Genomic DNA, 26,259 nt, shown 5'->3' with positions numbered 1-26,259 from the left:
TAACTACCGGAGGCGAGCCAATATGTCGACACGAGCTATCTGCGTGAGGCGTTGAAAGAACTGGAGCGCAAGTAGGGGACAGGTCAAGACCGGGTCCCTATTCTGATCTTACGGGTTTGAACGGCGTGAACCGTTGGAACGGTTGGAACCAAGTCGAGCCGTGAGGCTCAATCTCAGAACGGCGGTCGCACGTTGCCAGTGCCCACCCACAGGGAGCGCGCGAACAGAACGGGCGCCATAATAATATCTTTGGGCAGGTAAAGAACCCGCGGTGTGGGGTCGTCTAAATCTTCTTTGAGCTCGTCGGCGCAGTTTCGATAGTTCTGCGCTTTGGGTCCGATGGACGAGAGCCGGGTGCTGCCCAGGTTCATGCACCAGGTGTACAGGTCATAGGGAGAATGAGTCGATGCACAACCACTCACGAGCAGGAGACACGCCAGCGCCAAGATACTTTTTTTCATAGCAGACCTCTGCTAAAGACATTATATACCGTAACACATTTTAGAGCTCTGCGCAGCAGCTTTGGCGAAATTGGCTCAGGACTTGTGATTTTTTATGATGTTCTGCCCGAGCCGCCAGCGCAGCACCTCGTTGGCGCCTTCGGTGATGCGCGTGCTGCGGATCTGCCGGTACCACCATTCGAGCGGCAGCTCTTTCATTAGCCCCAAGCCGCCGTGGACTTGAATGGAGCGATCGACCACGCGGCTGGCCATTTCCGTCGCCATAATTTTGACCATGTAGGAAAGATCGCGCACGTCTTCGCCGCGGTCGACGCGCCAGGCGCATTCATAAACCATATTGCGCACCGCATGAATCTCCATCGCCGAGTCGGCGATCATGAACTGAATCACCTGACGATTGGCCAGCGGCTGGCCGAAGGTGGTGCGCACTTTGGAATATTCGATCATCATATCCAACGCGCGCGAAGCGATGCCCACCGGGCGCGCGCCGTGGCCGCGGATGCGCCCTTCGCCGATCCATTTCTGCGCGAGAGAGAAACCGCCGCCCACTTGGCCGATGACGTTGGCGGCCGGCACGCGCACGTCTTCAAACAAAAGCTGCCAGGGCGCTTCGCCCATCATCGCCGGCCATTGCCGTTCGAGCGTCACGCCGGGTGTTTTTAAATCGACCGCGAAGCAGGTGATGCCGCCGCGGGCGCGCTTCTCCAAGTCGGTGACCGCCATGAGCTGGACGTAGTCGGAGCGGCCGGCCGCGGTGATAAAGCGCTTGGTGCCGTTGATAATGAAATGATCGCCGTCCAGGATCGCGCGGGTGCGCATCGCCGCTGGGTCGCTGCCGGAGTCGGGTTCGGTCTGGGCAAAACAAAAACGAATTTCGCCTCTTAAGACCGGTTCTAAAAAGCGTTTCTTCTGTTCTGCGTTGCAGTGAAACAACACCGGCCGCACTTCGGGGCCGAATAGCTCCAGGCCGCGAAAGGGCAGGGATGCCGCGCGGGCAATTTCCTCGTGGATAACGCAGCGCGGCAAGAGCCCGAGACCGGCGCCGCCGTATTCCGCCGGCACGTCGAGCATCCACAAGCCCATGCTCCTGGCGGTTTCTTGGAGTGGTTTGAGCAAGTGCTCCGGCATCGGCCCTTCGCTGTCGTGCCGGTAGGTGCGTTCTAAAGGGATCAAATCCTTGTCGACGAATTTGCGCACCGTGTCGCGCAGGATTTGCAGCTCTTCAGGGAGATTGAAGTCCATGGAAATACCTCTGAGAAAAATTTCAGTGCTCCATAACTAGCCCGAATTATTCATCGCTGCGGCGCGATCGAAGTGAAACTCTTCCGGAGCGAAGGCAACAGATATCCGCTTCGACGCCGCCTCGTAGGGGCGACCGGCGGTCGCCCTGCTCCGCGAATCGCAGTGGAAAGGTCGAAGAGATGCCAAGCATCGGCAAATCAAACCGAACGATTTGCGCCGATGCCTTCGCTTCTCCAGAGTTCCACTTCGGATCCCGATAGGGGATTTCACCATGAAGGGCACGAAGCACACGAAGGCAAGCGAAGAAAACAATAAATTCTTTTCCGAACTTGCTGTCCCTTCGTGATCTTCGTGGTGAAAAACATGCGAGCGTGTCACAGCGATAAGCGCGCTTATTAGTGAGCCGCTACACTAGTAGATTTGCTCTCTTGGAGTCAAACCAAACGTTGACGTTTGACGCTAGGATTCGGTGCGGTTAGGTTGTCTGCAAGATTTGCGCGTGAGGTCAGCACATGAAAATTGCCATCGGCTTGCCGAGCCGGATCGCAGACATATCGGCAGAAGTTATCATTGAATGGGCGACGCGTGCGGAGCGCGGGCCGTTCTCAAGCATTGTTGTCACCGATCGAGTGGTTTCGGCGGCGTTGGAGCCGCTCGCGGTGCTTGCGGTTGCGGCGGGCGCGACCAAGCGCATCGGTTTGATGACCAGCGTGGTCATTGGACCGACGCGGGAGACCACGTTACTGGCGCGCCAGGCGGCGACCATCGACGTGCTATCGAACGGACGGCTTTGTTTGGGCGTTGGCATCGGCGTGCGCGAGAACGACTATCTCGCCACCGGCAATGATTTCCATCGGCGCGGCCGGCGCTCGGCGGAGCAGTATGCGACTCTGCGCCGACTTTGGGCTGGGGAAAAGTTGTCGGCGGAAACCGGTGTGATCGCTCCCAAGTCTCCACGCCCCGGTGGACCTGAGTTGCTGATCGGCGGTTACGTGCCGGCGATCGCCGAGCGCATCGCCAAATGGGGCGACGGTTACATGGCGCCGGGCGGCGGTGAGCCCGAAGCGATGGCGAAATTGTGGCAGCGCCTCAATCAATTGTGGCAGCAAGAAAAACGCAGCGGCAAGCCGCGTTGGGTTGGCGCGAGCTATTTTGCCCTCGGTCCCAAAGCGTCGGAGCAGGCGGGGGCGTATATCCAAGCCAACTATGGATACAATCCGCAATTGGCGGCGACACGCTTGAGCACATTGCCGACGACCCGCGCGGCGCTCGAAGAGTCGATCAAGCGCCAGGCTGACATGGGCGTTGACGAGTTTGTTTTACGCCCCTGTGCCGAAGACTTGCAACAGATGGATTTGTTGGCGGAAGTTGCAGATCGGCTCGGATGATTCGGATAGGCGACGGGGTGCGATCATTAGGCAATTAGGCTGGCTTGAAAAAACCTGCGGAGCCCTTCGACTGGACTCAGGGCAAACGGATCAGAGGGTGAAATCGCTAAGAAGAATCCGTTCATGCTGAGCCAGTCGAAGCATTCTTACGAGTTTATCACCAGACTTTCAGTCCGGAATCTGCGGTAAGCTTTCTTGACATAAAAGACCTAAGGAGTCTATATTTAATTACGGTGAATTTGTGGCAAGGGTAAAGCGCAAAGCTGAGCGCAGCTCGCTGATGAATGTCGGACGGCGCGTCGACTACGCTGTGCGCGCGTTGGCATTTCTAGCTGGGCAACCGGCCGGGCGCATCGTCAGCCGCTCCGATATCGAGAAAAGCCAAGACATTCCGTCATTTTACTTATCGAAAATCATGAAAGACTTGGTGGCCGGCGGGCTGGTGCAATCGCACATCGGTTCCAAGGGCGGCTTTGCGCTGGCCAAGCCGGCTGCCGACGTCAGCATCAAAGACATTTACGAAGCAGTCGAACGACCGCTGGCGCTGATGGAATGTTTAGAGCAGGGCGCGAGCTTTTGTTCCTACTGCGCGGTTTGTTCGCAGAAGTCGGTCTGGGAAGAGGCGCAGGGGGTGCTGGTCAAATACCTAGCCGGCGTGTCGATCTCAGACATCGCCGATCGTCAGGGGCTGCGCGGCCGGCTAGTCAAGGCGCCGTTGCAGAAGGCAAGTTAATAGTATCGCTGCTCGTGGTTCGTGCTCGTGTTTATATTCAGACTGACCCGCGTGAGCACGAGCCACGAGCACGAATCACCAAGAATCACAGATGCTTGAGATTAAAAACTTACGAGCCAAGGCCGGGGAGAAAGAGATTCTCCGCGGCATCAACTTAAAAGTCGCGGCCGGCGAAGTGCACGCGATCATGGGCCCCAACGGCTCGGGCAAGAGCACGCTGGCGCATGTGCTTTCCGGACGTGAAAACTACGCGGTCACCGGTGGCGAGGTGATCTACAACGGCAAAGATCTGCTGGCCATGAGCCCAGAAGAGCGGGCGCGCGAGGGCGTGTTCTTAGCCTTTCAGTATCCAGTCGAAATTCCCGGTGTGAGCACGACTTATTTCCTCAAAGCCGCGGTCAATGCGATTCGCAAACACCGCGGTCAAGACGAGCTCGATGCCATGGAATTTCTCGCACTTATCAAAGAAAAGATGAAGTTGGTTGAAATGGATCAAGCGCTGGCCAATCGGCCCTTGAACGAGGGTTTTTCCGGCGGCGAAAAAAAACGCAATGAAGTTTTACAAATGGCGGTGCTCGATCCGCGCCTGGCGATTCTCGATGAAACCGATTCGGGTCTAGACATCGATGCCCTGCGCATCGTCGCCGGCGGGGTGAACGCTTTGCGCTCCAAAGACCGCGCGATGATGGTCATCACGCATTATCAACGGCTGCTCGATTACATCGTGCCCGATGTTATCCACGTGCTCTATCAAGGGCAGATCGTGCGCACGGGCACAAAAGAGCTGGCGCTGGAGCTCGAAGCCAAAGGCTACGATTGGATCAAAACGGCGCCGGCCGCCGCGGCCCACTGATTTCTGTTTTTGTCATGCAATCCCAGCCGAGCATCGACCGCTATACCGCCCTGTTCAAGCAACAGTATGCCAACGGCAGCGCGCGCGGCCCGGAATGGCTGCTGCCGATTCGCGAGGCCGCGCTGGCGAATTTTCGTGAGCGCGGGTTTCCGACGACCCATGACGAGGATTGGAAGTACACGAGCCTCGACCGGATTGCCGCGGGGGATTTTCAGGTTGCCCGCGGCCCGGCATCGGTTTCACTGGACACGGTCTTAGCGCACTCGTTTGTCGCCGCGGTTCACGCACGCATCGTTTTTGTTGATGGTTGTTATGCACCGGAGCTGAGTTCGGTGACCAATTCTGAAGTACGCATCGAGAGCTTGGCGGCAGTGGTTCTGCGCGGCGACGCGGTGTTGCGCGAGCGAGTTAGCTCTTGGCCAGGGGAGCAGAATTCTTTGTTGGCGCTCAACACCGCTTTTGTCAACGATGGCGCGGTGATTCGCGTCGGCCGCGGTTGTCGACTGGGGCAGCCAATTGAGCTGATGTTCGTTGCCACAGATGGCGCCACGCCGCTGGCCAGTCATCCGCGTAATCTGGTCGTTTGTGAAGCGGGTAGCGAAGCGCCGATTGTCGAGAACTACTGTAGTCTGGGCGACGGTAAGTATTTCACCAATAGTGTGACAGATATGTTGGTGGAAGCGGACGCAATCGTCGATCACTACTGCGTCGAGCGCGAGGGAGCCAACGGTTTTCACGTGAACCAGTTGGCCGTTGAAGTCGCGCGCAATGGACGCTTGACGGCCCACACCGTGACCCTCGGCGGCGCGCTGGTGCGCAACGACGTTCACGTCGCGCTCAACGGTGAGGGTGCCGAGTGCACGCTCAATGGGCTTTACCTGCTCGATGGTCAGCAGCATGTCGACAATCATACGGAGATCGACCACGCCCAGCCGCATACCAGTAGCCGGGAATTGTACAAGGGTATTCTCAGCGGCGCCGCCCATGCGGTTTTTAACGGCAAGATCGTGGTTCGTAGGGATGCGCAAAAAACCGACGCGCGCCAGACCAATAAGAACCTGCTGCTGTCGGAAAACGGCGTGGTTAACACCAAGCCGCAGCTGGAAATCTATGCCGACGATGTTAAATGCAGCCACGGCTCGACCATCGGTCAACTCGATCGCGATGCTTTGTTTTACCTGCGCTCGCGCGGTATCGGCAGCGACGACGCGCGCAGTCTTTTGAGCTACGCCTTCGCCAGCGACGTTGTCAGCCGGATCAGGATTGCGTCGATGCGGGAGCGGCTCGATGAATACCTGTTGCAGCGTTTTGGCCGGAACTAGACAAATCCTATGAAAGCCGCCACGGAAATCCCTTCGCAAGTGCGCGCTTTTGATGTCGCGGCGATTCGTCGGGAATTTCCCATTCTCGCGCAGTCGGTGCACGGCAAAGCGCTGGTCTACCTCGACAACGGCGCCACCAGCCAAAAGCCGCAAAGCGTCATCGCCGCGATCGAACACTACTACGCAAAAGAGAATTCCAACATCCACCGCGGCGTGCACTCCTTGAGCGAGCAAGCCACCGCGGCCTATGAGAAGGCGCGCGGCAAGGTGCGAGCGTTTGTCAACGCGCGCAGCGACAAAGAGATCATCTACGTCCGCGGCACCACCGAGGCGATCAATCTGGTGGCACAGAGTTACGGCCGGGGGTTTCTCAAGGCCGGCGACGAAATCATCGTCTCGGCGATGGAGCACCACTCCAACATCGTGCCCTGGCAGATGCTCTGCGAACAGGTGGGGGCGCGTTTGCGGGTGATTCCGATCAGCCACGATGGCGAGTTGGTGGTCGAGGAGTTTCGCCGGCTGCTCAACAACCGCACCAGGTTTGTCTCGATCACCCATGTTTCCAACGCGCTTGGCACGGTTGTTCCCGTCAAAGAAGTGATCGCGGCGGCGCACGATCGCGGCGTGCCAGTTATGCTCGATGGCGCCCAGGCGGTGCCGCATTTAAAAATCGACGTGCAGGATCTGGGTTGTGACTTTTACGCTTTTTCCGGCCACAAGATGTTCGGGCCCACCGGAGTCGGCATCTTGTATGGCCGCGCTGAGCTGCTGGAAAAGATGCCGCCGTGGCAGGGCGGCGGCGATATGATCAGCCTGGTGACTTTCGAAAAAACCCACTACAACGTTTTGCCCTACAAGTTCGAAGCCGGCACGCCGCACATCGCCGGCGGCATCGCCTTGGGTGTCGCGATCGACTATCTAAACGGCTTGGACTGGCCGCAAGTGATGGCGCACGAGCATGAATTGCTCGAGTACGCGACCGAAACGTTGTTGGAAATCCCAGGGCTCAAGATCATCGGCACGGCCAAAGAAAAGGCGGGGGTGCTGTCGTTTGTCTTCGACCATATTCATGCCCATGATGTGGGCACGATTCTCGATCAAGAAGGGGTGGCGGTGCGCGCCGGCCATCACTGCGCCATGCCGGTTATGCAGCGCTTCGGCGTGCCGGCAACGACCCGGGCTTCGTTTGCGTTTTACAACACCAAAGAGGAAATCGATGTACTCGCGCGCGCGGTCAAGCGAGTATTAAAGGTATTCGGCTAATGTCAGATTTGGACGACCTGTATCAAGAAGTCATTCTTGACCACAATAAAAGCCCGCGCAATTTTCGCGTGATCGAGCATGCCGATCATAAAGCGGAAGGCTACAATCCCTTATGCGGCGATCACGTCACGGTTTACGTCGATCTTGAAAACGGCGTCATCAAAGACATCAGTTTCCAGGGCTCGGGTTGCGCCATTTCAAAAGCGTCGGCGTCGTTGATGACCGCGGAGCTCAAAGGCAAGACCGAGGCGCAGGCTGAAATTCTCTTTGAGAACGTGCACAGGATGCTCACTGGGGAAGGGGATGACGACGCATCTGCCAATGTGGGCAAGCTGGCGATTCTTTCGGGTGTCTGCAAGTTCCCGGCGCGGGTGAAGTGCGCCAGTTTGGCCTGGCACACGGTGCATTCCGCATTGAAGGGCAGAAGCGAAGTTGCGTCCACCGAGTCCTAAGAAAGGAGGCTGCGAAATCGATGACCAGTGACAAAGCGATAGTTTTGAGCCGTGATTGCGACGCCGTTATGGTGCCAAGCGGCGAGCCGTTGACGCTGCGCGGCGGCAGCTCGGTTTGGGTTACGCAGACTCTTGGCGGCGCCTACACAGTGATGACCGACCATGGTCACATGGCGCGTATCGACGGTCGTGACGCCGATGCTTTGGGTTTTACGCCGGAAACGCAGGGCGAGGAAAGCGTCGTGCGCTCGCTCGAAGAAGCAGAGCGGCGCGTTTGGGAAAAGCTGAAAACCTGCTTCGACCCGGAAATTCCCGTGAACATCGTCGACCTCGGGCTCATTTACGATTGCGCGGTGGCGCTGGCTTCGGCCGGGCGCTACAACGCGACGGTGCGGTTTACTTTAACAGCCCAAGGCTGCGGTATGGGGCAATTTCTGCGCGACGATATTCGCCGTAAGTTATTGTCGATTCCCGCGATTGAACAGGCCAATGTCGAGCTAGTCTGGGAGCCGCCCTGGAGCCAGAGTCGAATGTCCGGCGCGGCGAAGTCGCAACTGGGTATCGAGTGATCGTTCATGTTTGGCTGGGGTAAAAAGGCAGCGACGAAAATGGAAAGCCTTAACGAAACCGTCATTGAAGCGCAGGTCTATGACGCGCTGCGCACCTGTTTCGATCCGGAAATTCCGGTAAACATCTATGAGCTGGGTTTGATCTACGAAGTGCACGTCAACGAGACGGGTGTTGTCGATATTCGCATGACGCTGACTTCGCCCCATTGTCCAGCCGTGCAATCGATGCCGGCGGAGATCGAGGGCAAAGTCAAAGCCATTCCCGGCGTGACCGAGGTGAAGATCGATCTGGTTTGGGAGCCGCCCTGGGATCAGAGTAAGATGTCCGAGGCGGCGCGGCTGCAGCTCGGCATGATGTAATTCAAGATCATGGAAGAATCACCCGCGCCACAAGAGAGCCTATTCTGTCAGCTCGGCGGTGAAGCCAAGCTGCGCCAGATTGTTGACGTCTTTATCGACCGTGTATTTGCCGACCGCATGATCGGTTTCTTTTTTGCAAAGGCTGATCGCCAGAGGATCAAAGAAATGGAGTATCAGCATGCGGCGCAATTTTTGGGCGCGGAGATCGAGTATCAAGGCAGACCGCTCGACCGAGCCCACGCGAAACATCCCATCATGGGCGGCCACTTCGCGCGCCGCCGGCAAATCTTGAAAGAGACCCTGGAAGAGTTTCAGGTGCCGACACCGATCGTCCAAGCCTGGCTTAGCCATACGGACCGGCTCAGGAGCCTGATTACCGCACAGAGCGGTTCCGGTTGTGACCCCATTGCGGCGCGTAACAGCGCCCAGAGCCACCGCTCCTAGTTGGCATTTGTTGTCGAGCGCCGCTATATTTATTGTTATATGGATAACCCTGTGCTATTAGTTGTGGTACGCCGGGTTGTCGTTAAGGATTGCTTGAGTGAAATTAGCCGACCTCTACGCCCAACCTGGGCTAACCCTCTCGGTTGAATTCTTTCCTCCAAAGACAGACAAAGGCGAAGAAAACCTCTTTAGCGAAATCGGTGTTATAAAGAGGCTCAATCCGTCCTTCTGTTCTGTAACGTACGGAGCTGGCGGAAGCACGCGCGAAAAAACCGTCTACCTAGTCGACCGCATTCACGGGCAGTGTCAAATGGATGTCATGTGTCATTTGACCGTCGTCGGCCAGTCGAAGGACGATGCCCGCGGCGTGCTACGAAGCCTCAAAGAAAAGGGTATCGAAAACGTTTTGGCATTGGGCGGCGATCCGCCGGCGGGGACGACGGATTGGCAGCCGCACCCGGACGGGTTTCACTACGCTGCTGAGCTGGTGCGCGAGGCGTTATCGATGGGCGGCCTCTGTGTCGCGGTGGCGGGTTTCCCGGAAGTGCATCCGCGGGCTGTCAGCCGCGAATCGGATCTCAACTTTCTCAAGGCCAAGTGCGACGCCGGTGCCTCGGCGATTATCACGCAGTTGTTTTTCGACAACGATTTTTTCTACCGCTTCGTAGACGATCTGCGTAAACTTGGAGTCAAGGTGCCGATCATCCCGGGCATATTGCCAGTGCTCTCGGCACCCCAGGTGCGCCGTTTTACCAGCCTGTGCGGTTCGGCGATTCCCGCGGCCTTGGAAAAGCTGATCGCCAAAGTGGAGAATGACGATGACGCGGCGGTGCAGGTCGGTATCGATTACGCGACCAAGCAGTGCGAAGGGCTCATCAAGTTCGGCGTCCCGGGAATCCATCTCTATTCACTCAACAAATCCCATTCGGTTGTGGCCATCCACAAAAATCTCGGTCTTTAAACAAACCGTTCAGGTTGAACGTCCAAAGGTTTTAGGTCGGGACCGGAACCTTCCCTGATCGTGAACAATTGACAGGTCTCTCTAATCTTATGTCCGACAGCGAAAATAAGCCCAGCGAAGATAGCGAACAGGTCGAAGTGCGGCGGCAAAAGTTGGCCAAGCTCAAGGAAGCAGGCGGGCCGGTTTATCCCAACGATTTCAAGCCGTCGCAGACAATTTCTGAGATCCATTTGAAATATGCCGAGCGCGATGACGCAGCACTAGCCGAAGCGCCGCGCGATCTGCGCATTGCCGGGCGCATCATGGCGATCCGGCGCATGGGCAAGGCATCGTTTTTTCACATACAGGATCGGCGCGGCCGGTTGCAGATTTATGTGCAGCAGAATCAACTCGGCGAAGCGGGCTACAATTTGTTTCGCACCTTGGACGTCGGCGATATCGTCGGGTTGACCGGTCATTTGTTTCGCACGCGCACGCGTGAACTGACGCTGGAAGCCGCCTCTCTACGTTTGCTCACCAAATGCCTGCGGCCACTGCCGGAGAAGTGGCATGGCTTGGCCGACGTCGAAGCACGCTACCGCCAACGCTACGTCGACCTGATGGTCAATCCCGAAGTGCGCGATGCCTTCGAAAAACGCTCGAAGATTGTGCGCCGACTGCGGCGATTTTTCGAAGAGCGTGACTTTCTCGAAGTCGAAACACCGATGATGCAAGCCATCCCGGGTGGCGCCGCGGCGCGGCCGTTTATTACCCATCACAATGCGCTCGACATGGAGCTCTACATGCGGGTGGCGCCTGAGTTGTTCTTGAAGCGGCTCCTGGTCGGCGGCTTCGAGCGAGTCTTTGAGCTCAACCGAAATTTTCGCAACGAGGGCATCTCGGTGCGGCACAATCCGGAATTTACCATGGTTGAATTCTACCAGGCCTACGCCACTTTTGAGGATTTGATCGAGCTGACCGAAGAGTTATTCGTAACGTTGGCGCAGGAAGTTGTTGGATCGCCCGAAGTTTCCTATGGCGGCGCGACGATCAATCTGACGCGGCCTTGGCGGCGACTGACCATTCGTCAGGCCGTCATGGAATACGGCGGCGCGAGCCCGGCCGATCTCGCCGACCTCGATAGCCTCAAGCGCTTTGCGATAAGCAAAAATTTAAAGATCGATCTCGATGTGCCCTACGGCAAGCTGTTGGTGGCTGTTTTCGAGGAAATGGCCGAAGCCAAGCTGATTCAGCCAACTTTCATGACCGGATATCCCTTGGAAGTTTCGCCGCTGGCGCGCAAGAACGATACGGATCCAACGCTGGTCGATCGTTTCGAGCTCTACATCGGCGGCCGCGAGCTGGCCAACGCTTTTTCCGAGTTGAACGATCCCGCCGATCAGCACGAGCGGTTTCTCGAACAGATGGAGGCGCGCGCCAAAGGCGACGATGAGGCCAACCCGATCGACGACGACTATGTCCGAGCCCTCGAATACGGCATGCCGCCGGCGGCCGGCGAGGGCATTGGCATCGATCGGTTGGTGATGTTTTTTACCGACTCGCCGTCGATTCGCGATGTGATACTGTTTCCGTTGCTGCGGCCGCAGCGATAGCCTTAAACGTCAAGAATGATTCACCACGAAGGACACAAAGATCACGAACGTATGATGAGGGAATATTCAAATTCCCAACTTCGTGTGCTGCGTGTCCTTCGTGGTGAAAATGCATTTGCGTGAATTACGAGCTCTTCATAGGCATGCGTTACCTGCGCGCGCGGCGCCGGGAAACGTTCATCTCGCTCATTACCGTCATTTCGATTCTGGGTGTGATGCTCGCCGTCATGACGCTTAACGTCGTCATGGCAGTGATGACCGGCTTCGAAGAAACCCTGCGCGACCGCCTGCTTGGCATCAACGCGCACATCGCTTTAGTGAAAGCCGGCGAGCCGTTGCGCGAGCAGGAAAAACTGTTGGCGGAAATTGCCAAACAGCCTGGCGTGGTCGCGGCCTCGCCGACCATTTACGGGCAAGTCATGTTGACCTCCGGGTCGCGGGTTTCGGGAGTGGTGGTGCGCGGTGTCGATCCGGTGCGGGTCAACCAGGTGATCGATTTGCAGCGCTACTTGCAGCAAGGGACGCTGGCCGGGCTGAGCCATCAATACCCATTGCAAGTGGCAGACCGACGCGTGCTGCTGCCGGGCATCATTATCGGTCAACGATTGGCCAATCAGCTTGGTGTCGGTGTCGGCGATCCGGTTCAAGTGGTTTCGCCTTTAGGCAGTCCGACCGCGATCGGCGTGATTCCCAAAGTGCGCCGTTTTGTCGTGATTAGCATGATGAAAACCGGCATGAGCGAGATCGATTCCACGATGGTGTTTATGGGCTTGGCTGAGGCGCAGAAGTTTTTCGATCTCGACGGTGCGGTGACCAATATCGAAGTCCGCGTCAATAACGTCAATCGCGCTAAAGCGGTCGCCGACGATTTGCAAAAACGGTTGGGCTTTCCCTATCTCGCCGAGGATTGGGGCCGGTTGTGGCCGAACTTGTTTACTGCTCTGGAGCTAGAAAAGACCGTTTACTTTCTCGTCCTGTTGCTGATGGTCTTGATCGGCGCCTTTAACATTATTTCGACCTTGGTCATGGTCGTAATGGAAAAGCGCAAGGACGTTGCGATTCTGCTTTCCATGGGGGCGACGCGGGCCAGCATTCGCAAGATTTTCCTTTTGAAGGGCTGTGTGATCGGTGCGGTGGGAACGTTTCTCGGCCTCATTCTCGGTATTCTGGTTTGTTTGCTCATCGCCCAGTATGAATTTCAGTTACCCAAGGACGTGTTCCTGATTTCGACCGTGCCGGTGCGCATGTACGGCAGCAACCTTGCGATCGTCACGCTCGCTTCTCTGGGAGTGTGCCTGTTGGCGAGCATCTATCCGTCGCGCCAGGCGGCCAAACTCGATCCGGTCGAAATTCTCCGCTATGAGTAGCCTGCTTTCGGTGCGCGATCTGCACAAGTCGTTCAACGAAGGCGGCGCAGAGATTCATATTTTGCAGGGGCTCGACCTCGAATTGGCAGCGGGCGAGCGGCTGGCGATCGTCGGTGAATCCGGTGTTGGCAAAAGCACGCTGCTGCACATTCTTGGCACCCTCGATAAACCGACCAAGGGCGAGATACTCTTTAACGGCAATAAGGTGCCGCTGGAAGACGAAAATACGCTGGCAAAGTTCCGCAATCGGGAAATCGGCTTTGTTTTTCAGTTCCATTATCTGCTGCCGGATTTCTCGGCATTGGAAAACGTCATGTTCCCGGCTTTGATCGAGGGCATGGGGCCAGAACGAGCGCGCGAGGAAGCGGAAAAACTATTGGAGTTGGTCGGTTTGAAGAACCGGATGAGCCATCGACCTGGCAAGTTGTCGGGCGGCGAGCAGCAGCGGGTGGCGGTGGCGCGGGCCGTGGTGTTGCAGCCCAAACTGATTCTGGCGGATGAGCCGACTGGCTCGTTGGATCTGCGGATTGGCGAAGAGGTGCAGGATCTGTTGTTTCATTTGAACGAGAAAAATGGTGTGTCACTCGTCATTGCCACGCACAATCGCGAATTCGCCTATAAAATCGGCCGCCAGGAACAGTTGTGCGATGGCCGCCTGAGCCCCATTTAAGCACCAAATTGAGTCCATTCTGCTTTACAAAAGTGTTCGAATTTGTTACAAAAACAGAAATTTTCGATCTTCTAAGCGTCACTGTCACAGAGCCTCAATGAAACCACCATTAAGCTCTCGGTCAAAGCGCGTCCGGTTACTCTTAATCGCTGCGCTCATTCTTGTCCAGGGATCGGCTGCGCTGATCTTTGCCCAATCACGCGGCAAGCTCAAAGACGTCAAGATCGCTGGCAACATCAGAGTCGAAGAAGACGGCATACGGCTACACGTCAAATCCCGTCCGGGTGACGCGCACGAGCCGACGCTGGTCGAGCAGGACGTCAAGGCGATCTTCCGCATGGGTTTCTTTGACGATGTGCGCGCAGAGATATCGCCCGACAATGTGCTGACCTACCAGGTGAAAGAGAAGCCCTATATTCGCGAGGTGCGCATCCAAGGTCATTCCCAAGTGACTCGCGAGAAAATTGAAACCGCATTGGGCGTCAGCGCGCGCACCGTGCTCGATCGTGCCAAGGTAGCCGAAGGCGTTGAGAAAGTTCGCAAGCTCTACGGCGAGCAAGGCTACGTCAACGCGATTATTGATTACGCGGTGTCGGTGGAGTCCAACAACCAGGCCTCGGTGGTGCTAGATGTTAATGAAGGCTCGCGGCTACTGATCAAACGGGTCTCTTTCGAGGGCAATAAGGCTTTCTCCGACAGCGATCTCAAGTCGCTGATCGCAACCAAAGAAGAATGGTTGTTTTCATTCATCACGAACCGCGGCGTGCTCGATCGCGATATGCTCACCAACGATATTGCGATTTTGCAAAATCATTACTTCGATAACGGTTACATCGACCACAAGATCGATGAACCGGTGATCCTGCGCGGGCGCGACGGCTTGGAGGTTGTGATCCGGGTCGAAGAAGGCCAACAGTATCGGGTCGGCAAAGTGGAGATCGGCGGCGATTTGATTCAAGACGGCAAGGTCCTGCTCAAGCAAGTCAAAATCACCTCAGGCCAGATCTTTCGCGGTAGCCGCTTGCGCGCAGACGTCGCGTCTTTATCGGAGCTTTATTCTAACCGCGGCTACGCCTTTGTGCAGGTCGATCCGATCACCAAAGTAAATCCGCGCGATCGCAACGTGGACGTTACTTTAGCAATCACCAAAGGGTCGCCGGTTTACTTCAACCGGGTTTTGGTCGCCGGCAACAACAAGACGCGCGACAACGTCGTGCGCCGCGAGTTGCAGGCCTCCGAGCAGGAGCTTTATTCAGGCACCAAAGTCACCCAAAGCAAAAACGCGCTACAGCGCACCGGCTATTTTGAAGACGTGCAGCTGACAACCAAGAAGACCGACCAACCGGACACGGTCGATCTGTTGGTCGACGTGAAAGAAGCCCCCACCGGCACGTTTACGGTCGGTGGCGGTTATAGCAGTGGCGATGGGTTTGTCTTTAACGCCAATATTTCCGAGAAAAACTTGTTCGGTCGCGGGCAAGGGGTCACCGGCAACTTTAGTTTGGGTTCGAAGCGGCAAGATTATGTGCTGCGCTTCAACGAACCCTACTTCAACAATTCGAGAATGTCTCTAGGTTTCGACGCCTTCAACACCAAACGGGAGTTTAATGACTTCGATGAGCATAAGTTGGGCTTTGGCGTGAGTACGAGCTATCCGTTTAGGGATTTATATATTCCGTTCATTCGCGACCCTAAGCAAAAGACGGCGGTTGGCTCCGATGAATTGGCGGTCGCACACACGCCGAGCCTTTGGGATTATGCGCGCGGTGGCATTACCTATGACTTTACCAGAGAGAATATCAGCGGTGTGAAAGCCGGCGCGTCGCAGGCGATTCGCGACGAAGCAGGCAAGTCGCTTACCAGCAGCATGACACCCGAGATTAGCTACGATAGCCGCGATCACTTCTTCAAGCCGACACAGGGTCTCAAGTCGGCATTTTCCACCAAGTTTGCTGGCTTGGGGGGAGACAATCGATTCCTCAAGGCGGACCTGAGCGGCCGTTGGTACTATCCGCTTATGAAAAACCCTGATTGGGGCGGCAACTATGTTCTGTCCTTAGGTGGCAGCTTAGGCTACGGGTTGGGTATTACTCGGGCCAATGGGGGCGGCGATGATTTGCCCCTATTTGAGCGTTACTTTGTTGGGGGTATCAATTCAGTGCGAGGTTTCACCGACCGCAGCATTGGACCCAGGGCCAAGGATTCTTGCGTCCCGGCGGACTTAAACAAACCCTCCTATGAAAGACCGGCAACCGGCTGTCTCGCCGCGGATGACACAGTCAAAAAAGGCGACGTTATCGGTGGCAACAAGTCAGCCGTGCTGAGCGCCGAGGTGCTGTTCCCGGTGATGGAACAGTACGGTCTGCGCGGTGTGGCTTTCTTCGACATGGGTAACTCCTTTGACAAAGGATTTAGCATTGGTGATTTTCGCCGCTCCGTGGGCTTTGGCGGTCGCTGGATGTCCCCCTTCGGTCCTCTCCGCGTCGAGTTGGGTTTCCCGATTGGCAAGAAGCCCGGCGACGACACATCCGTCTTGGGTTTCTCTGTCGGATCGCAATAGCACGTCGTTTAGCAAGCTCTAGCAAAGTTAGATATTGGAGGATGCAGTGAAATATTGGCTGGTTGTTTTTATGCTGGCCCTGATGCCGGCGTCTGTCTGGGCGCAGGATCGAGTCAAGATAGGTTTTCTCGACGTGCAGAGAGTGCTGCAGGAATCGGCGGCGGGTAAACGAGCGCGAGATCGTTTTCAAGCAGAAATCAAAAAGGCAGAGGCCGACGCGCTGCGCGACAAGAACGAAATAGAACGGCTCAAGAACGATCTCGACAAGAAGGGACCGCTCATGAAAGAAGAGGAGCGGCGCAACATGGAAGCGGATCTCGAAAGACGCTTCGTTAACTACCAGCGCTCGGTAAATGACACCCAGCAATTGCTGCAGAAACGAGATCGTGAGATGACCAACGATATTCTTAAGGACTTGGAAAAGGTCGTTGCCGAAGTCGGCAAAGCCGACAAGTTCACGCTGATTCTCGAACGCTCGCAAATCCTTTACAGCGACCAGGGCATTGACATCACCAACCGGGTAATCGAAGTTTTCAATAGCAGAGTGAAGTGAGCGGCTTGGGAAAATCGCTCGACGAGCTGGCGCGCCATGTGGGGGGGGCGGTGGTCGGCGATGGTGGGGTGGCGATTGCGGCGGTTGCACCCATTGAAGAAGCTGGCCCCGGGTCGATAACTTTTCTCGCCAACCCGAGATATCATACTTTTTTAAGCCAAAGCCGCGCCAGCGCGGTCATTGTCGGCCGCGGCGTCGCGTCGCTGGCCGCCTCGAGCGGCGCGAATGTAGCTTTTCTTGAAGTTGCCGACCCCTACGTTGCCTTCGCCAAGATCCTGCAGCTATTGACGCCGGCCGAGCGTTTCGATCGGTCCGTAAGCCCGCTGGCGGTGATCAGCCCCGATGCCACGGTGGGTGCCGAGGTAACGATTTTTCCGCATGTCTGCGTCAGTGCCGGCGCGCAGATCGGCGCCCGCGCTGTGCTCTATCCCGGGGTTTTCTTAGGAGAGAAGAGCAAAGTGGGCGACGACTCGGTGCTGCACCCCAACGTAGTGGTGCGGCATGACTGCGTTGTCGGCAATCGAGTGGTGCTGCACGCCGGCGTGGTTGTCGGCAGCGATGGCTTTGGCTACGCCGGGCGCGGCGCCGGCCGAGTGAAAATTCCCCAGGTCGGCATCGTGGAAATTCACGATGATGTTGAAATCGGCGCCAACACGACGATTGATCGGGCGACGCTGGGTAAAACCGTCATCGGCCGCGGCAGCAAGATCGACAACCTGGTGCAGATTGCGCACAACGTCACCATCGGCGAAAACTCGGTGATCGCCGCGCAAGCCGGCATCGCTGGCAGTAGCAAAGTCGGCAAAGACGTGACGCTCGCCGGCCAAGTCGGCGTGGTCAATCATATTCAGATCGGTGATGGCGCGACGATTGGACCGCAATCGGGCGTTGCCCAATCGGTGCCCGCCGGCGTGGTGCTTTCCAGCGGTTTGCCGGCGGCGCCGCATCGCGAGTGGCTTAAGGTGATGGCGTTGTTGCCGCAGTTGCCCAAACTCTGGAGCCTGGTGCGCAGTCTGGACAAAAAAGTAGCGGAGCTCGCGCAACGCAGCGCAAAGGAATAGCCGGCGATGATGGACATAAACGAGATCGTCAAACATTTACCCCATCGCTATCCGTTTCTCCTGGTCGACCGCATCGTCGAGATCCAGGGCGAAGAGAAGATCGTTGGTATCAAAAATGTCTCGATGAACGAGAGTTTTTTTCAAGGCCATTTTCCCCATCATCCGGTGATGCCCGGGGTGTTGATTTGCGAGGCGCTGGCTCAGGTGGGCGCGATCTTGGCCCACGTCGCGCGTGGCGGCAACGATGAGAAAAAAGTGTTCGTTCTCACCGGCCTCGACAACGTCAAATTCAAGCGGCCGGTGGAGCCCGGCGATCAATTGCGTTTAGAACTGACGTCGTCGAAGCGGCGCGGTTCCTACTGGAAAATGCAAGGGGTTGCTTCGGTGGACGGCAAGATCGCCGCGCAAGCCGAAATCTCTGCGATGGAAGTTGACCTGGACCCATGAGCGCCACCGCGTGCCTCATACACCCAACCGCGATCGTCGATCCACAGGCCGAGCTGGCGGAAGGGGTTGAGGTCGGCGCCTATGCGATCATCGGCGCGGGTGTGCGCGTCGGCAAAGGCTGCAAGATTCGCGCGCATGCGGTGGTCGAAGGCCGCACCACGCTGGGCGAGGGCAACGAGATCTTTCAATTTGCCAGCGTCGGCTCAAAGCCGCAGGACCTGAAGTTCAGAGGCGAGCCGAGCGAGCTGATCATCGGCAATGGAAACATCATTCGCGAGTACGTGTCGCTCAACCCTGGCACCAGCGGCGGCGGCATGGTGACGCGGGTGGGCGATCAGAATCTCTTAATGATGTACTGCCACATCGCCCACGATTGCATTGTCGGCAATCGCAACATCGTCGCCAACGGCGCAACCCTGGGCGGCCATGTGGTGTTGGAAGATTCCTGCATCGTCGGAGGCTTGGCCGGCATTCATCAGTTCGTTCACGTCGGCACCGGCGCCATTCTCGGCGCCGGCTCGATGGTCTCCAAGGATGTGCCGCCTTTCTGCAACGCCACCGGCGACCGGGCGAAACTCCATGGGCTAAATCTCGAAGGCATGCGGCGGCGCGGTTTTAGCAAGGAGCAAATCGACCAGGTGCGCAAAGCCTATCGCATTATGTTTCAATCCAAGCTCTTGACCAAAGACGCTTTGGCGAAAGTCCGCAGCGAATTGCCGCAGAGCTCGGAAGTTTTACGCTTTATCGATTTCATCGCCCAGTCCAAGCGCGGCATCTGTCGCTAGGCTCATCATTCGATACTGCAATACTCGTGGCTGTTTCTGCCAACGCAAAGAGTGTCGGCCTGATTGCCGGCAACGGCAAATTCCCGCTGATCTTTGCCCAGGAAGCCAAGCGCCAAGGCTACCGAGTCGTGGCTGTCGCGCATCGTGGTGAAACCGCCGAAGAAATTGCAACCGTCGCCGATGCCATTACCTGGATCTACGTCGGCCAGCTGGGCAAGATCATCCGCACGTTTCAGCAAGCCGGCGTCAGGCAGGCCGTCATGGCGGGCGGCATCCGCAAGGTCAAGCTGTTTGGCAATTTCCGTCCGGACCTGCGCGGTGTAAGTTTTTTGGCGCGCATGAAAAGCCGTGAGGATGACGCTCTGCTGCGCGGCATCGCCGGTGAACTGGAGCGCGATGGCATCCAAGTTATCGAATCGACGTTTTGCCTGGCGGACATTATGCCCAAGGTTGGCGCCTTAACGAGTCACGAGCCGACTACGGCGCAACGGCACGATATCGAGATCGGTTTCGCCGCGGCGAAGGAGATTGGCCGTCTTGGGATCGGCCAAACCGTGGTGGTGAAGGATCGCGTTATCGTGGCTGTCGAGGCGATTGAAGGAACGGACGCGGCGATTCTGCGCGGCGGCTCACTCGCCAAGGGTGGCTGTGTCGTCGTCAAAGTCAGTAAGCCGCATCAGGATTTGCGCTTTGATGTGCCCGCGGTGGGAGTGGAGACGATCAAGAGCATGGCCCAGGCCGGCGCCAGCGTCTTGGCCGTGGAAGCTGAAAAGACCATCTTGCTCGAAAAAGAAGCATTGCTGGCGGAAGCGCAGCGCGCCGGCATTGTCGTTGTCGCGGTGAGCAGCTAGCGCTTTATTATGGCGAAGATTCCGGTGGCGGTGATTGGCGTCGGTTATCTCGGCAAATATCACGCCGAGAAGTACGCGGCGTCGCCCAAGGCGGAGCTGGTCGCGGTGGTCGACGTCGATGGCGCGCGGGCCAGTGAAATTGCCGCGCAATTAGGCACTACGGCGTTGCGCGACTACCGGGAGCTGTTCGGCAAGGTGCGCTGCGCCAGCATCGCGGTGCCGACGCGCTACCATCACGAAGTTGCCAAGAAGATACTGGCGCAAGGCATCGATGCGCTGGTGGAGAAGCCACTGGCGATGGATTTCTCCCAGGGCCAGGAACTGGTGGAGGTTGCACGCCAGCACAATAGCATTCTCCAGGTAGGACACTTGGAGCGCTTTAACCCGGCGATTCGGCGTTTGGAAGGCGTCATTCACGACCCCAAGTTCGTTGAGTGCCACCGCTTGGCGCCGTTTATCGAGCGCGGCACTGACGTCGACGTAGTCTTGGACTTGATGATTCACGATATCGATGTGATTGCGAGCTTGGTGCGCTCGCCGGTCAAGCGCGTCGAATCGGTCGGCGTGCCGGTCTTGACCGAGAAGCCCGATATCGCCAACGCGCGCATTACCTTTGCAAACGGCTGCATCGCCAACGTGACCGCGAGCCGCGTCTCACTCAAGCGCGAGCGCAAGGTGCGCTTTTTTCAGCCAGACGCTTACATCTCCATCGATTACGACCAGCGCCGGGCGCAGATCTTTCACAAACCTGCGCCGGGCGCCACCTGGCTCGATATCAAATACGAAACCATCGAAATCAAAGAAGGCGACGCCCTCGCCGACGAGATCGATTCATTTCTTGACTGCGTCGAGAGTCGCGCCACGCCGTTGGTCAGCGGTAGCGAAGGCCTGCTCGCCCTGGAGATTGCGTCGATGATCAGCGCGCAGCTCCAACCCGGCGCGATTGCCTGATGAGCGCAGGCGGTAAACAAGTCATGCTGGTGGTCGGCGAGGCTTCCGGCGATATTCACGGCGCCCATCTCGTGCAAGCGTTGCTGCGGCGCGACCCCTCGCTGAGAATTTTTGGTGTAGCGGGAGAGCAACTGCGGCGCACGCGGTTTGAAAGCTTGTTCGATGTTTCCGAGATCGCCGGCATGGGACTTACTGAGTTGTTCGGCAATCTCAGGCGCCTGTGGGGCGCCTATCAGCTCCTGCGCCGTTCGCTGCGCGAGCGCCGGCCGAATCTATTGGTCTTGATCGATTTTCCGGAGATCAATCTGCGGCTGGCCAAATTGGCTAAAGAGCTGCGCGTGCCGGTCCTATATTATGTCAGCCCGCAGATCTGGGCCTGGCGCCGCGGCCGGGTGCGCCAGATCGCCCGTTGGGTCGATCGCATGGCGGTGATTTTTCCATTTGAAGTGCCGTTCTACGAGCGCCATGGCGTGAAGGTGACTTTCGTCGGTCATCCATTGCTCGACACGATTGGCGTGCCTAAAGATAAAGAGCAGCTGCGCGCCAAGCTCGGATTAGAAGCGGGGAAATTTATAATTGCATTGCTGCCCGGAAGCCGGCGCAAAGAAGTGGCCAACCATCTGCCCGCCATGCTGACCGCGGCGCGGCAGCTTCATCGCGCGGCCGATGTTCAGATTCTCTGCGTGCGTGCCAGCACTATTGGCCAAGAGGAATTAGGCGAACTGTCAGACTTCCAAGAGCCGAAGATCAGGATCGTCAGCGAAGATCGCTACGATGCGATAGGGGCGGCGGATTTGGTTTGGGTGGCTTCCGGTACCGCGACGCTGGAAACCGGCTTACTGTTGAAACCGATGATCATTGTCTACCGCATGTCTTGGCTGACCTATTGGCTCGCCCGTTTGTTAGTGCGGGTCGAGGCCATCGGCATGGTCAATCTAATTGCCGGTGAAAAATTGGCCCCCGAGCTGATTCAGGGTGAGCTGACGCCCGCGCGCATCGTCGCCGAAAGCCAAGCCATCTTAAACGATGACGCAAAACGCGCTTCGATCATCGAGCGCTTGAAAAAGCTGCGGGAAAGACTCGGTGCGCCGGGCGCTTCGGAGCGAGTGGCAGACATCGCCGTGGCGATGATGGCCTAAGATCCAAAACAGAAAGAAACACTGTGCGCACTTATTTTCGGCTGCTACCTTTCCTCAAACCCTACATCTGGCCGTACTTTGTTCTCGCCATGATCTGCATGCTTGCCTATGGCGCCACCGACGGCGCGATTCCCTTTCTCGTGCAGCATGTGATGGACGATGTGTTCGGCAAGAGAGACGCATCCACGCTTTCCTATTTGCCCTTGCTCGTGGTCGGTGTCTTTGCTGTGCGCGGCGTGCTGAACTTCGGTCAGCACTACCTGAGCGACTACGTTGGGTTGCGCATCATCAACGATGTCCGCAACGCCCTCAACGCCCACCTGCAAACCCTTTCGGTGGCGTTCTTTTACCGTCACCCCACCGGCACGTTGATCTCGCGGGTCAACAACGACGTCGGTTTGCTACGCTCGGCGCTCACCGATGCGATCGCCTCCTTCTTAAAAGACTCGACTTCGTTGATTGTGCTGGTGACGGTGGCGTTTCTGAAGGACTGGGTGCTGGCGTCGATTGCATTTGTGGTTTTTCCGTTATCGGTGCTGCCAGTGATTCGACTGAGCAAGAAAATCAAGCGCTTTACCAAACGCGGGCAGATCTCCAGCGGCACGCTGACTTCGGTTTTGCAGGAGACCATCCAAGGCAATCGCATCGTTAAAGCCTTCGGTATGGAAGAGTACGAGAACAAACGCTTCACCGACGAGAACTATCGCTTATTCAAACAGTCGCTGCGCGCCAGCCGCATCAAATCGTCGGTGGCGCCATCGATGGAGTTGTTGGCCTCCTTCGGCATCGGCTCGGTGGTCTGGTACGGTGGTTGGAGCGTCATTGCCGGCGGGCGCAGCCAGGGCGAATTCATGGCATTCATGGCGGCGATGTTTCTGATGTATCAACCGTTCAAGAGCTTGACCAAGACTTACACGCTAGTACAGCAGGGGATTGCCGGTGCTGAGCGGGTTTTTGAAATTCTCGATCAGCGCACGGAGGTCACAGAGAAGGAAGACGCCCGGCCGGCGCAACCGTTTCGCGACGCCATTGTCTTTCACAACGTCGACTTTAGCTACGGCGAGAAGCGGGTTTTGAACAACATCAATTTGACCGTGCGGGCGGGGGAAATGGTTGCCCTGGTGGGCATGAGCGGCGTGGGCAAGAGCACGCTGGCTGACCTGATTCCGCGTTTCTACGACGTGACGGCCGGCAAGATTACCATCGACGGTGTCGACGTCCGCGACTTGACCTTGAGATCGCTGCGGGCGCAGATCGGCATCGTGTCGCAGCACACGTTTTTGTTCAACGACACGGTGCGCAACAACATTGCCTATGGCGACCCGGCGCGGCCGATGGCGGATGTGATCCGGGCGGCGAAAACCGCTCATGCGCATGAATTCATTGAAGGGCTGGCCAACGGTTATGATTCCCAAATCGGCGAAATGGGCATGCAGCTTTCCGGCGGCCAGCGCCAACGTATTGCGATTGCCCGAGCGCTGCTCAAGGATGCGCCGATCTTGATCCTGGACGAAGCGACGTCGTCGCTGGACGTCGAGAGCGAAAGGGTCGTGCAAGATGCCCTGGAGACCTTGATAACGACGCGCACGACACTTGTGATTGCGCACCGCTTATCGACGATTCGCAAAGCCGACCGCATCGTGGTGATCGTCGACGGCCGCGTTGTCGAGGAAGGCAGCCACGACGACTTGATGGCGCGCAAGAGCGAGTATAGCCGGCTCTATTCCATGCAACTTCTTGAAGAGGAGTCGGCCACGACGGTGGAGACCATACACTGAAAATATGCGGCAGCGTGCGCTCTTCGCTCTCTATCAGCTCGGTACCACGGCAGCGCTCGGGCTCGGGTTGCTGCTCGCGCCGCTGCTTGTGCTGGCGGGGCGGCGCTATCGCGCTGGATTCGCGCAGCGGCTTGGGCTTTACCCAGCGCAGGCGCTGCGCGCCGTACAGCCCGGGCGACCGATCTGGGTCCATGCTGCGTCGGTGGGCGAAGTGTTATCGGCGGTGCCCTTGACCCGTGAGCTTAAACGCAGTCATCCAGAGCGGCCGATCCTGTTTTCGACGTTTACCGAACCCGGCCAGCAGATGGCGCAAAAGGCGAGCGCTGCCGACAGCTGCGTGTTCTTGCCGCTCGACCACGCCTGGATCGTGCGCCGAGCCATGGAAAAATTTCAGCCGGCTCTCTTGATCCTCCTCGAAACGGAGATCTGGCCGAATCTGCTACGAGCGGCGAGCCGTCGCGGCATCCCCATCGTTATCTTGAGCGGCCGCATGTCGGCGCGGAGCTTTCGCCGCTACGCGAAGCTGCGCAGTTTTTTTTCGCAAGTGCTCGGTTACGTCACCGCCTTTGGCATGCAGAGCCGCGACGATGCTGAGCGCGTCATCGCTTTAGGGGCGTTGGAAAGCCGAGTTTTTCTTTCAGGCAATCTGAAGCACGCCGTACCGGCACAACCGGCTCAGAATAAAGACGCTGAAGAGTCAGGCGCGCTTTACCTGGTGGTTGGCAGCTCGCATCGCGGTGAAGAGGCTTTGCTGCTGGACGTTTTCAAATTACTCAAGCAGAACTTTCCGCAGATCCGTCTGGTGCTGGCACCGCGCCATCCGCAACGCTTTGCCGAGGTCGAAGATCTCGTGCGTCAGACCGGTTTGTCTTTTGACAAGAAAAGCACCGTCAACGGGAAGAATCACTTCGACAAAGAGATCATGCTGCTCGACACCATTGGCGATTTGCCAGACTTCTACGCCATGGGTGACGTCGCCTTTGTCGGCGGCAGTTTGGTCGACGTCGGCGGCCACAATCTGCTCGAGCCGGCGCGCTTCGGCAAACCCGTGCTATTCGGTCCGCACATAAATAACTTTCGTGAGCTTGCCGCAGAAATGAAGCGGCGCGGCGCTGGCATTCAAGTGGAAAACGGAGTGGAACTGCGCCAAGCGCTGGCTGACTTGTTGGCCGATCCGGCAAAGCGCCGTGAAGTCGGGGCGCGGGCCGCCGAGCTTGCCGCCGATGACCGCGGTGTGCTGCCGGCAAGCATGGCGCTGGCGCAGCGTTACTTGCAATAGATGCCTATGACGCGGGATGGGCCGATATGTTGGTGAAAATCCGATGACAGCGGACTGGCTGCCCGAGGTTTGGGAGCGCAAGGGGATTCGCGGCAAGCTCCTTTGGCTGGTGCTTTTGCCTTGCTCGTATCTCTACCGCCTAGGGGTCGCGATGCGCAACGGCTGCTATGCACTGAAGTTGTTTAAACCCAAGAGCCTCGACCGACCGGTCATCAGCATTGGCAATCTCACCGTCGGTGGCACCGGGAAAACCCCCAGCAGTATCTGGCTCGCCCAGGCGTTGCAGCAGCGGGGCTTCAGAGTTGCCATCTTAAGCCGTGGCTACAAACGCAAACACGAGGGCGTGGTTGTGGTTGCGCCGCTGGTCAGTGGCAGTCTTTATTCCGACGACGCCAAAGAGGTTGCCGCCGCCGGCGACGAGCCGTTCATGATGGCTCGGCTTTACGGCCAAACGGTGGCGGTGGCGCCGGACCGCTATGCGGCCGCGCAGCACTTGGCCACGGAGCGAGAAGTTGATCTGTACATTCTCGACGATGGCTTTCAACACCGCCAGCTCAAGCGCGATTTAGATATTGTATTGTTGGGTAGTGATGTTTCGGGAGTGCTCTTGCCCGCAGGCCCATTTCGCGAGCCGGCGCGCGCCGCGCGCCGCGCCGATTTTGTGGTCGTCACCGGCGGTGATGCACGCTGGGGCGCCACCCTGCACAAGGTCAAAAATGCGGAACCGTTTTACGGTTCCATTCACGCCATCGCGCTGGGTGCCATCGAATCGAACCGCTGGGTGGAGTACCCCTTGAGTCATCTATTCAACAGCAAAATTCTCGCCGTGGTCGGTATCGCTCATCCCGATAGTTTCTTTCGCACGCTCCATGATGCCGGCGGCGAAATCTCGGATACGATCGAATATGAAGATCACCACGATTACTCCTCGCGCGACTGGCAGGATATCAATCGCGCGGCGCGCCAGGTCGATCTCATCGTGACCACCGAGAAAGACCTGGTGAAACTCGCCAAATATCCGTTTCCGCGGGGCAAGCTGATGGCTCTGCGGGTGGTGATGCAGATCGAAGAGGGGGACAGGCTGATCGATTCGGTGGTCGGACGCTTGCCGGCATTGCCGCGCGGCAGCAAAGCAGCGTAAACTCGCGCCAGCTACTCGATCGTCGCAACGGGGTTGC

The 26,259-nt window shown here is 57.5% G+C and carries 26 protein-coding genes; 24 read left to right on the top strand and 2 right to left on the bottom strand.

Features of this window, described 5'->3' with window-relative positions; genetic code table 11:
- Positions 1 to 173 precede the first annotated feature (173 nt).
- The gene (locus FJ145_03195; GenBank protein MBM4260428.1) at positions 174 to 461 is read right to left on the bottom strand and encodes a hypothetical protein; all 288 of its coding nucleotides are present in this window, start codon (positions 459 to 461) and stop codon (positions 174 to 176) included.
- Between the two features lie 75 nt (positions 462 to 536).
- Positions 537 to 1,703: an acyl-CoA dehydrogenase gene (locus FJ145_03190; protein MBM4260427.1), complete on the bottom strand. Its 1,167-nt coding sequence runs from the start codon at positions 1,701 to 1,703 to the stop codon at positions 537 to 539.
- A gap of 512 nt (positions 1,704 to 2,215) precedes the next feature.
- Between FJ145_03190 and FJ145_03185 the strand changes: the two genes are divergently transcribed.
- From FJ145_03185 to lpxK, 24 genes are all read left to right on the top strand, one after another.
- Positions 2,216 to 3,091, top strand: a complete 876-nt coding sequence (locus tag FJ145_03185) for an LLM class flavin-dependent oxidoreductase (protein ID MBM4260426.1) — start codon at positions 2,216 to 2,218, stop codon at positions 3,089 to 3,091.
- 241 nt (positions 3,092 to 3,332) lie between these two features.
- Positions 3,333 to 3,824, top strand: a complete 492-nt coding sequence (locus FJ145_03180; protein ID MBM4260425.1) for an Rrf2 family transcriptional regulator — start codon at positions 3,333 to 3,335, stop codon at positions 3,822 to 3,824.
- A gap of 91 nt (positions 3,825 to 3,915) precedes the next feature.
- Positions 3,916 to 4,677, top strand: a complete 762-nt coding sequence (sufC, locus tag FJ145_03175) for a Fe-S cluster assembly ATPase SufC (GenBank protein ID MBM4260424.1) — start codon at positions 3,916 to 3,918, stop codon at positions 4,675 to 4,677.
- Positions 4,641 to 5,999, top strand: coding sequence for a Fe-S cluster assembly protein SufD (gene sufD, locus FJ145_03170; protein ID MBM4260423.1), 1,359 nt, complete (start codon positions 4,641 to 4,643; stop codon positions 5,997 to 5,999). The genes sufC and sufD overlap by 37 nt, the downstream gene beginning before the upstream one ends.
- A 9-nt stretch (positions 6,000 to 6,008) precedes the next feature.
- Entirely contained in the window at positions 6,009 to 7,262 is a 1,254-nt protein-coding gene (locus tag FJ145_03165) for a cysteine desulfurase (GenBank protein MBM4260422.1), read from the top strand.
- Positions 7,262 to 7,714 (top strand): SUF system NifU family Fe-S cluster assembly protein, encoded by a 453-nt coding sequence (locus FJ145_03160; protein ID MBM4260421.1) that lies wholly within the window; start codon positions 7,262 to 7,264, stop codon positions 7,712 to 7,714. The genes FJ145_03165 and FJ145_03160 overlap by 1 nt, the downstream gene beginning before the upstream one ends.
- Before the next feature lie 20 nt (positions 7,715 to 7,734).
- Positions 7,735 to 8,283, top strand: a complete 549-nt coding sequence (sufT, locus tag FJ145_03155) for a putative Fe-S cluster assembly protein SufT (GenBank protein ID MBM4260420.1) — start codon at positions 7,735 to 7,737, stop codon at positions 8,281 to 8,283.
- 6 nt (positions 8,284 to 8,289) lie between these two features.
- Complete coding sequence (locus tag FJ145_03150; protein ID MBM4260419.1) at positions 8,290 to 8,643, top strand: SUF system Fe-S cluster assembly protein; 354 nt, start codon at positions 8,290 to 8,292, stop codon at positions 8,641 to 8,643.
- A 9-nt stretch (positions 8,644 to 8,652) separates the two neighbouring features.
- Positions 8,653 to 9,087 carry a group 1 truncated hemoglobin gene (locus FJ145_03145; protein MBM4260418.1) on the top strand — a complete coding sequence of 145 codons (435 nt, stop codon included), beginning with the start codon at positions 8,653 to 8,655 and terminating at the stop codon, positions 9,085 to 9,087.
- Between the two features lie 97 nt (positions 9,088 to 9,184).
- Entirely contained in the window at positions 9,185 to 10,048 is an 864-nt protein-coding gene (gene metF, locus FJ145_03140; protein MBM4260417.1) for a methylenetetrahydrofolate reductase [NAD(P)H], read from the top strand.
- A gap of 89 nt (positions 10,049 to 10,137) precedes the next feature.
- Positions 10,138 to 11,640 carry a lysine--tRNA ligase gene (gene lysS, locus FJ145_03135; protein MBM4260416.1) on the top strand — a complete coding sequence of 501 codons (1,503 nt, stop codon included), beginning with the start codon at positions 10,138 to 10,140 and terminating at the stop codon, positions 11,638 to 11,640.
- A gap of 143 nt (positions 11,641 to 11,783) precedes the next feature.
- Complete coding sequence (locus FJ145_03130; protein MBM4260415.1) at positions 11,784 to 13,007, top strand: lipoprotein-releasing ABC transporter permease subunit; 1,224 nt, start codon at positions 11,784 to 11,786, stop codon at positions 13,005 to 13,007.
- Positions 13,000 to 13,677, top strand: a complete 678-nt coding sequence (locus FJ145_03125; GenBank protein MBM4260414.1) for an ABC transporter ATP-binding protein — start codon at positions 13,000 to 13,002, stop codon at positions 13,675 to 13,677. Before FJ145_03130 ends, FJ145_03125 begins: the two co-directional genes overlap by 8 nt.
- A 97-nt stretch (positions 13,678 to 13,774) precedes the next feature.
- Entirely contained in the window at positions 13,775 to 16,237 is a 2,463-nt protein-coding gene (gene bamA, locus FJ145_03120) for an outer membrane protein assembly factor BamA (protein ID MBM4260413.1), read from the top strand.
- 46 nt (positions 16,238 to 16,283) lie between these two features.
- Entirely contained in the window at positions 16,284 to 16,790 is a 507-nt protein-coding gene (locus FJ145_03115) for an OmpH family outer membrane protein (GenBank protein ID MBM4260412.1), read from the top strand.
- 5 nt (positions 16,791 to 16,795) lie between these two features.
- On the top strand, positions 16,796 to 17,851 hold the full coding sequence (lpxD, locus tag FJ145_03110) for a UDP-3-O-(3-hydroxymyristoyl)glucosamine N-acyltransferase (GenBank protein MBM4260411.1): 1,056 nt from the start codon (positions 16,796 to 16,798) through the stop codon (positions 17,849 to 17,851).
- Between the two features lie 6 nt (positions 17,852 to 17,857).
- Positions 17,858 to 18,298: a 3-hydroxyacyl-ACP dehydratase FabZ gene (gene fabZ / locus FJ145_03105; GenBank protein ID MBM4260410.1), complete on the top strand. Its 441-nt coding sequence runs from the start codon at positions 17,858 to 17,860 to the stop codon at positions 18,296 to 18,298.
- Positions 18,295 to 19,083, top strand: a complete 789-nt coding sequence (lpxA, locus tag FJ145_03100) for an acyl-ACP--UDP-N-acetylglucosamine O-acyltransferase (GenBank protein MBM4260409.1) — start codon at positions 18,295 to 18,297, stop codon at positions 19,081 to 19,083. The genes fabZ and lpxA overlap by 4 nt, the downstream gene beginning before the upstream one ends.
- Before the next feature lie 26 nt (positions 19,084 to 19,109).
- Entirely contained in the window at positions 19,110 to 19,934 is an 825-nt protein-coding gene (locus FJ145_03095) for an LpxI family protein (protein ID MBM4260408.1), read from the top strand.
- Between the two features lie 6 nt (positions 19,935 to 19,940).
- Positions 19,941 to 20,885, top strand: coding sequence for a Gfo/Idh/MocA family oxidoreductase (locus FJ145_03090; GenBank protein MBM4260407.1), 945 nt, complete (start codon positions 19,941 to 19,943; stop codon positions 20,883 to 20,885).
- On the top strand, positions 20,885 to 22,024 hold the full coding sequence (locus tag FJ145_03085; protein MBM4260406.1) for a lipid-A-disaccharide synthase: 1,140 nt from the start codon (positions 20,885 to 20,887) through the stop codon (positions 22,022 to 22,024). Before FJ145_03090 ends, FJ145_03085 begins: the two co-directional genes overlap by 1 nt.
- Before the next feature lie 89 nt (positions 22,025 to 22,113).
- Positions 22,114 to 23,802, top strand: coding sequence for an ATP-binding cassette domain-containing protein (locus FJ145_03080; GenBank protein MBM4260405.1), 1,689 nt, complete (start codon positions 22,114 to 22,116; stop codon positions 23,800 to 23,802).
- A gap of 4 nt (positions 23,803 to 23,806) precedes the next feature.
- Positions 23,807 to 25,081 carry a 3-deoxy-D-manno-octulosonic acid transferase gene (locus tag FJ145_03075; GenBank protein MBM4260404.1) on the top strand — a complete coding sequence of 425 codons (1,275 nt, stop codon included), beginning with the start codon at positions 23,807 to 23,809 and terminating at the stop codon, positions 25,079 to 25,081.
- Positions 25,082 to 25,097: 16 nt separating this feature from the next.
- Positions 25,098 to 26,222: a tetraacyldisaccharide 4'-kinase gene (lpxK, locus tag FJ145_03070; GenBank protein ID MBM4260403.1), complete on the top strand. Its 1,125-nt coding sequence runs from the start codon at positions 25,098 to 25,100 to the stop codon at positions 26,220 to 26,222.
- Positions 26,223 to 26,259 lie beyond the last annotated feature (37 nt).

The organism is Deltaproteobacteria bacterium (assembly GCA_016874755.1).
Taxonomy (GTDB): Bacteria; Desulfobacterota; Binatia; order UBA9968; family UBA9968; genus DP-20.
The sequence above is the reverse complement of the archived record's forward strand: the minus strand, read 5'-3'. Positions and strand labels throughout refer to the sequence as shown.

What these genes read in the sequence shown, in the direction of transcription:
- FJ145_03195 (MBM4260428.1), bottom strand. Translation starts at nt 461, where the DNA reads ATGAAAAAAAGTATCTTGGCGCTGGCGTGTCTCCTGCTCGTGAGTGGT.
- FJ145_03190 (MBM4260427.1), bottom strand. Translation starts at nt 1,703, where the DNA reads ATGGACTTCAATCTCCCTGAAGAGCTGCAAATCCTGCGCGACACGGTG.
- FJ145_03185 (MBM4260426.1), top strand. Translation starts at nt 2,216, where the DNA reads ATGAAAATTGCCATCGGCTTGCCGAGCCGGATCGCAGACATATCGGCA.
- sufC (MBM4260424.1), top strand. Translation starts at nt 3,916, where the DNA reads ATGCTTGAGATTAAAAACTTACGAGCCAAGGCCGGGGAGAAAGAGATT.
- FJ145_03165 (MBM4260422.1), top strand. Translation starts at nt 6,009, where the DNA reads ATGAAAGCCGCCACGGAAATCCCTTCGCAAGTGCGCGCTTTTGATGTC.
- FJ145_03160 (MBM4260421.1), top strand. Translation starts at nt 7,262, where the DNA reads ATGTCAGATTTGGACGACCTGTATCAAGAAGTCATTCTTGACCACAAT.
- sufT (MBM4260420.1), top strand. Translation starts at nt 7,735, where the DNA reads ATGACCAGTGACAAAGCGATAGTTTTGAGCCGTGATTGCGACGCCGTT.
- FJ145_03150 (MBM4260419.1), top strand. Translation starts at nt 8,290, where the DNA reads ATGTTTGGCTGGGGTAAAAAGGCAGCGACGAAAATGGAAAGCCTTAAC.
- FJ145_03145 (MBM4260418.1), top strand. Translation starts at nt 8,653, where the DNA reads ATGGAAGAATCACCCGCGCCACAAGAGAGCCTATTCTGTCAGCTCGGC.
- lysS (MBM4260416.1), top strand. Translation starts at nt 10,138, where the DNA reads ATGTCCGACAGCGAAAATAAGCCCAGCGAAGATAGCGAACAGGTCGAA.
- FJ145_03130 (MBM4260415.1), top strand. Translation starts at nt 11,784, where the DNA reads ATGCGTTACCTGCGCGCGCGGCGCCGGGAAACGTTCATCTCGCTCATT.
- FJ145_03125 (MBM4260414.1), top strand. Translation starts at nt 13,000, where the DNA reads ATGAGTAGCCTGCTTTCGGTGCGCGATCTGCACAAGTCGTTCAACGAA.
- bamA (MBM4260413.1), top strand. Translation starts at nt 13,775, where the DNA reads ATGAAACCACCATTAAGCTCTCGGTCAAAGCGCGTCCGGTTACTCTTA.
- fabZ (MBM4260410.1), top strand. Translation starts at nt 17,858, where the DNA reads ATGATGGACATAAACGAGATCGTCAAACATTTACCCCATCGCTATCCG.
- lpxA (MBM4260409.1), top strand. Translation starts at nt 18,295, where the DNA reads ATGAGCGCCACCGCGTGCCTCATACACCCAACCGCGATCGTCGATCCA.
- FJ145_03085 (MBM4260406.1), top strand. Translation starts at nt 20,885, where the DNA reads ATGAGCGCAGGCGGTAAACAAGTCATGCTGGTGGTCGGCGAGGCTTCC.
- FJ145_03080 (MBM4260405.1), top strand. Translation starts at nt 22,114, where the DNA reads ATGATCTGCATGCTTGCCTATGGCGCCACCGACGGCGCGATTCCCTTT.
- FJ145_03075 (MBM4260404.1), top strand. Translation starts at nt 23,807, where the DNA reads ATGCGGCAGCGTGCGCTCTTCGCTCTCTATCAGCTCGGTACCACGGCA.
- lpxK (MBM4260403.1), top strand. Translation starts at nt 25,098, where the DNA reads ATGGGCCGATATGTTGGTGAAAATCCGATGACAGCGGACTGGCTGCCC.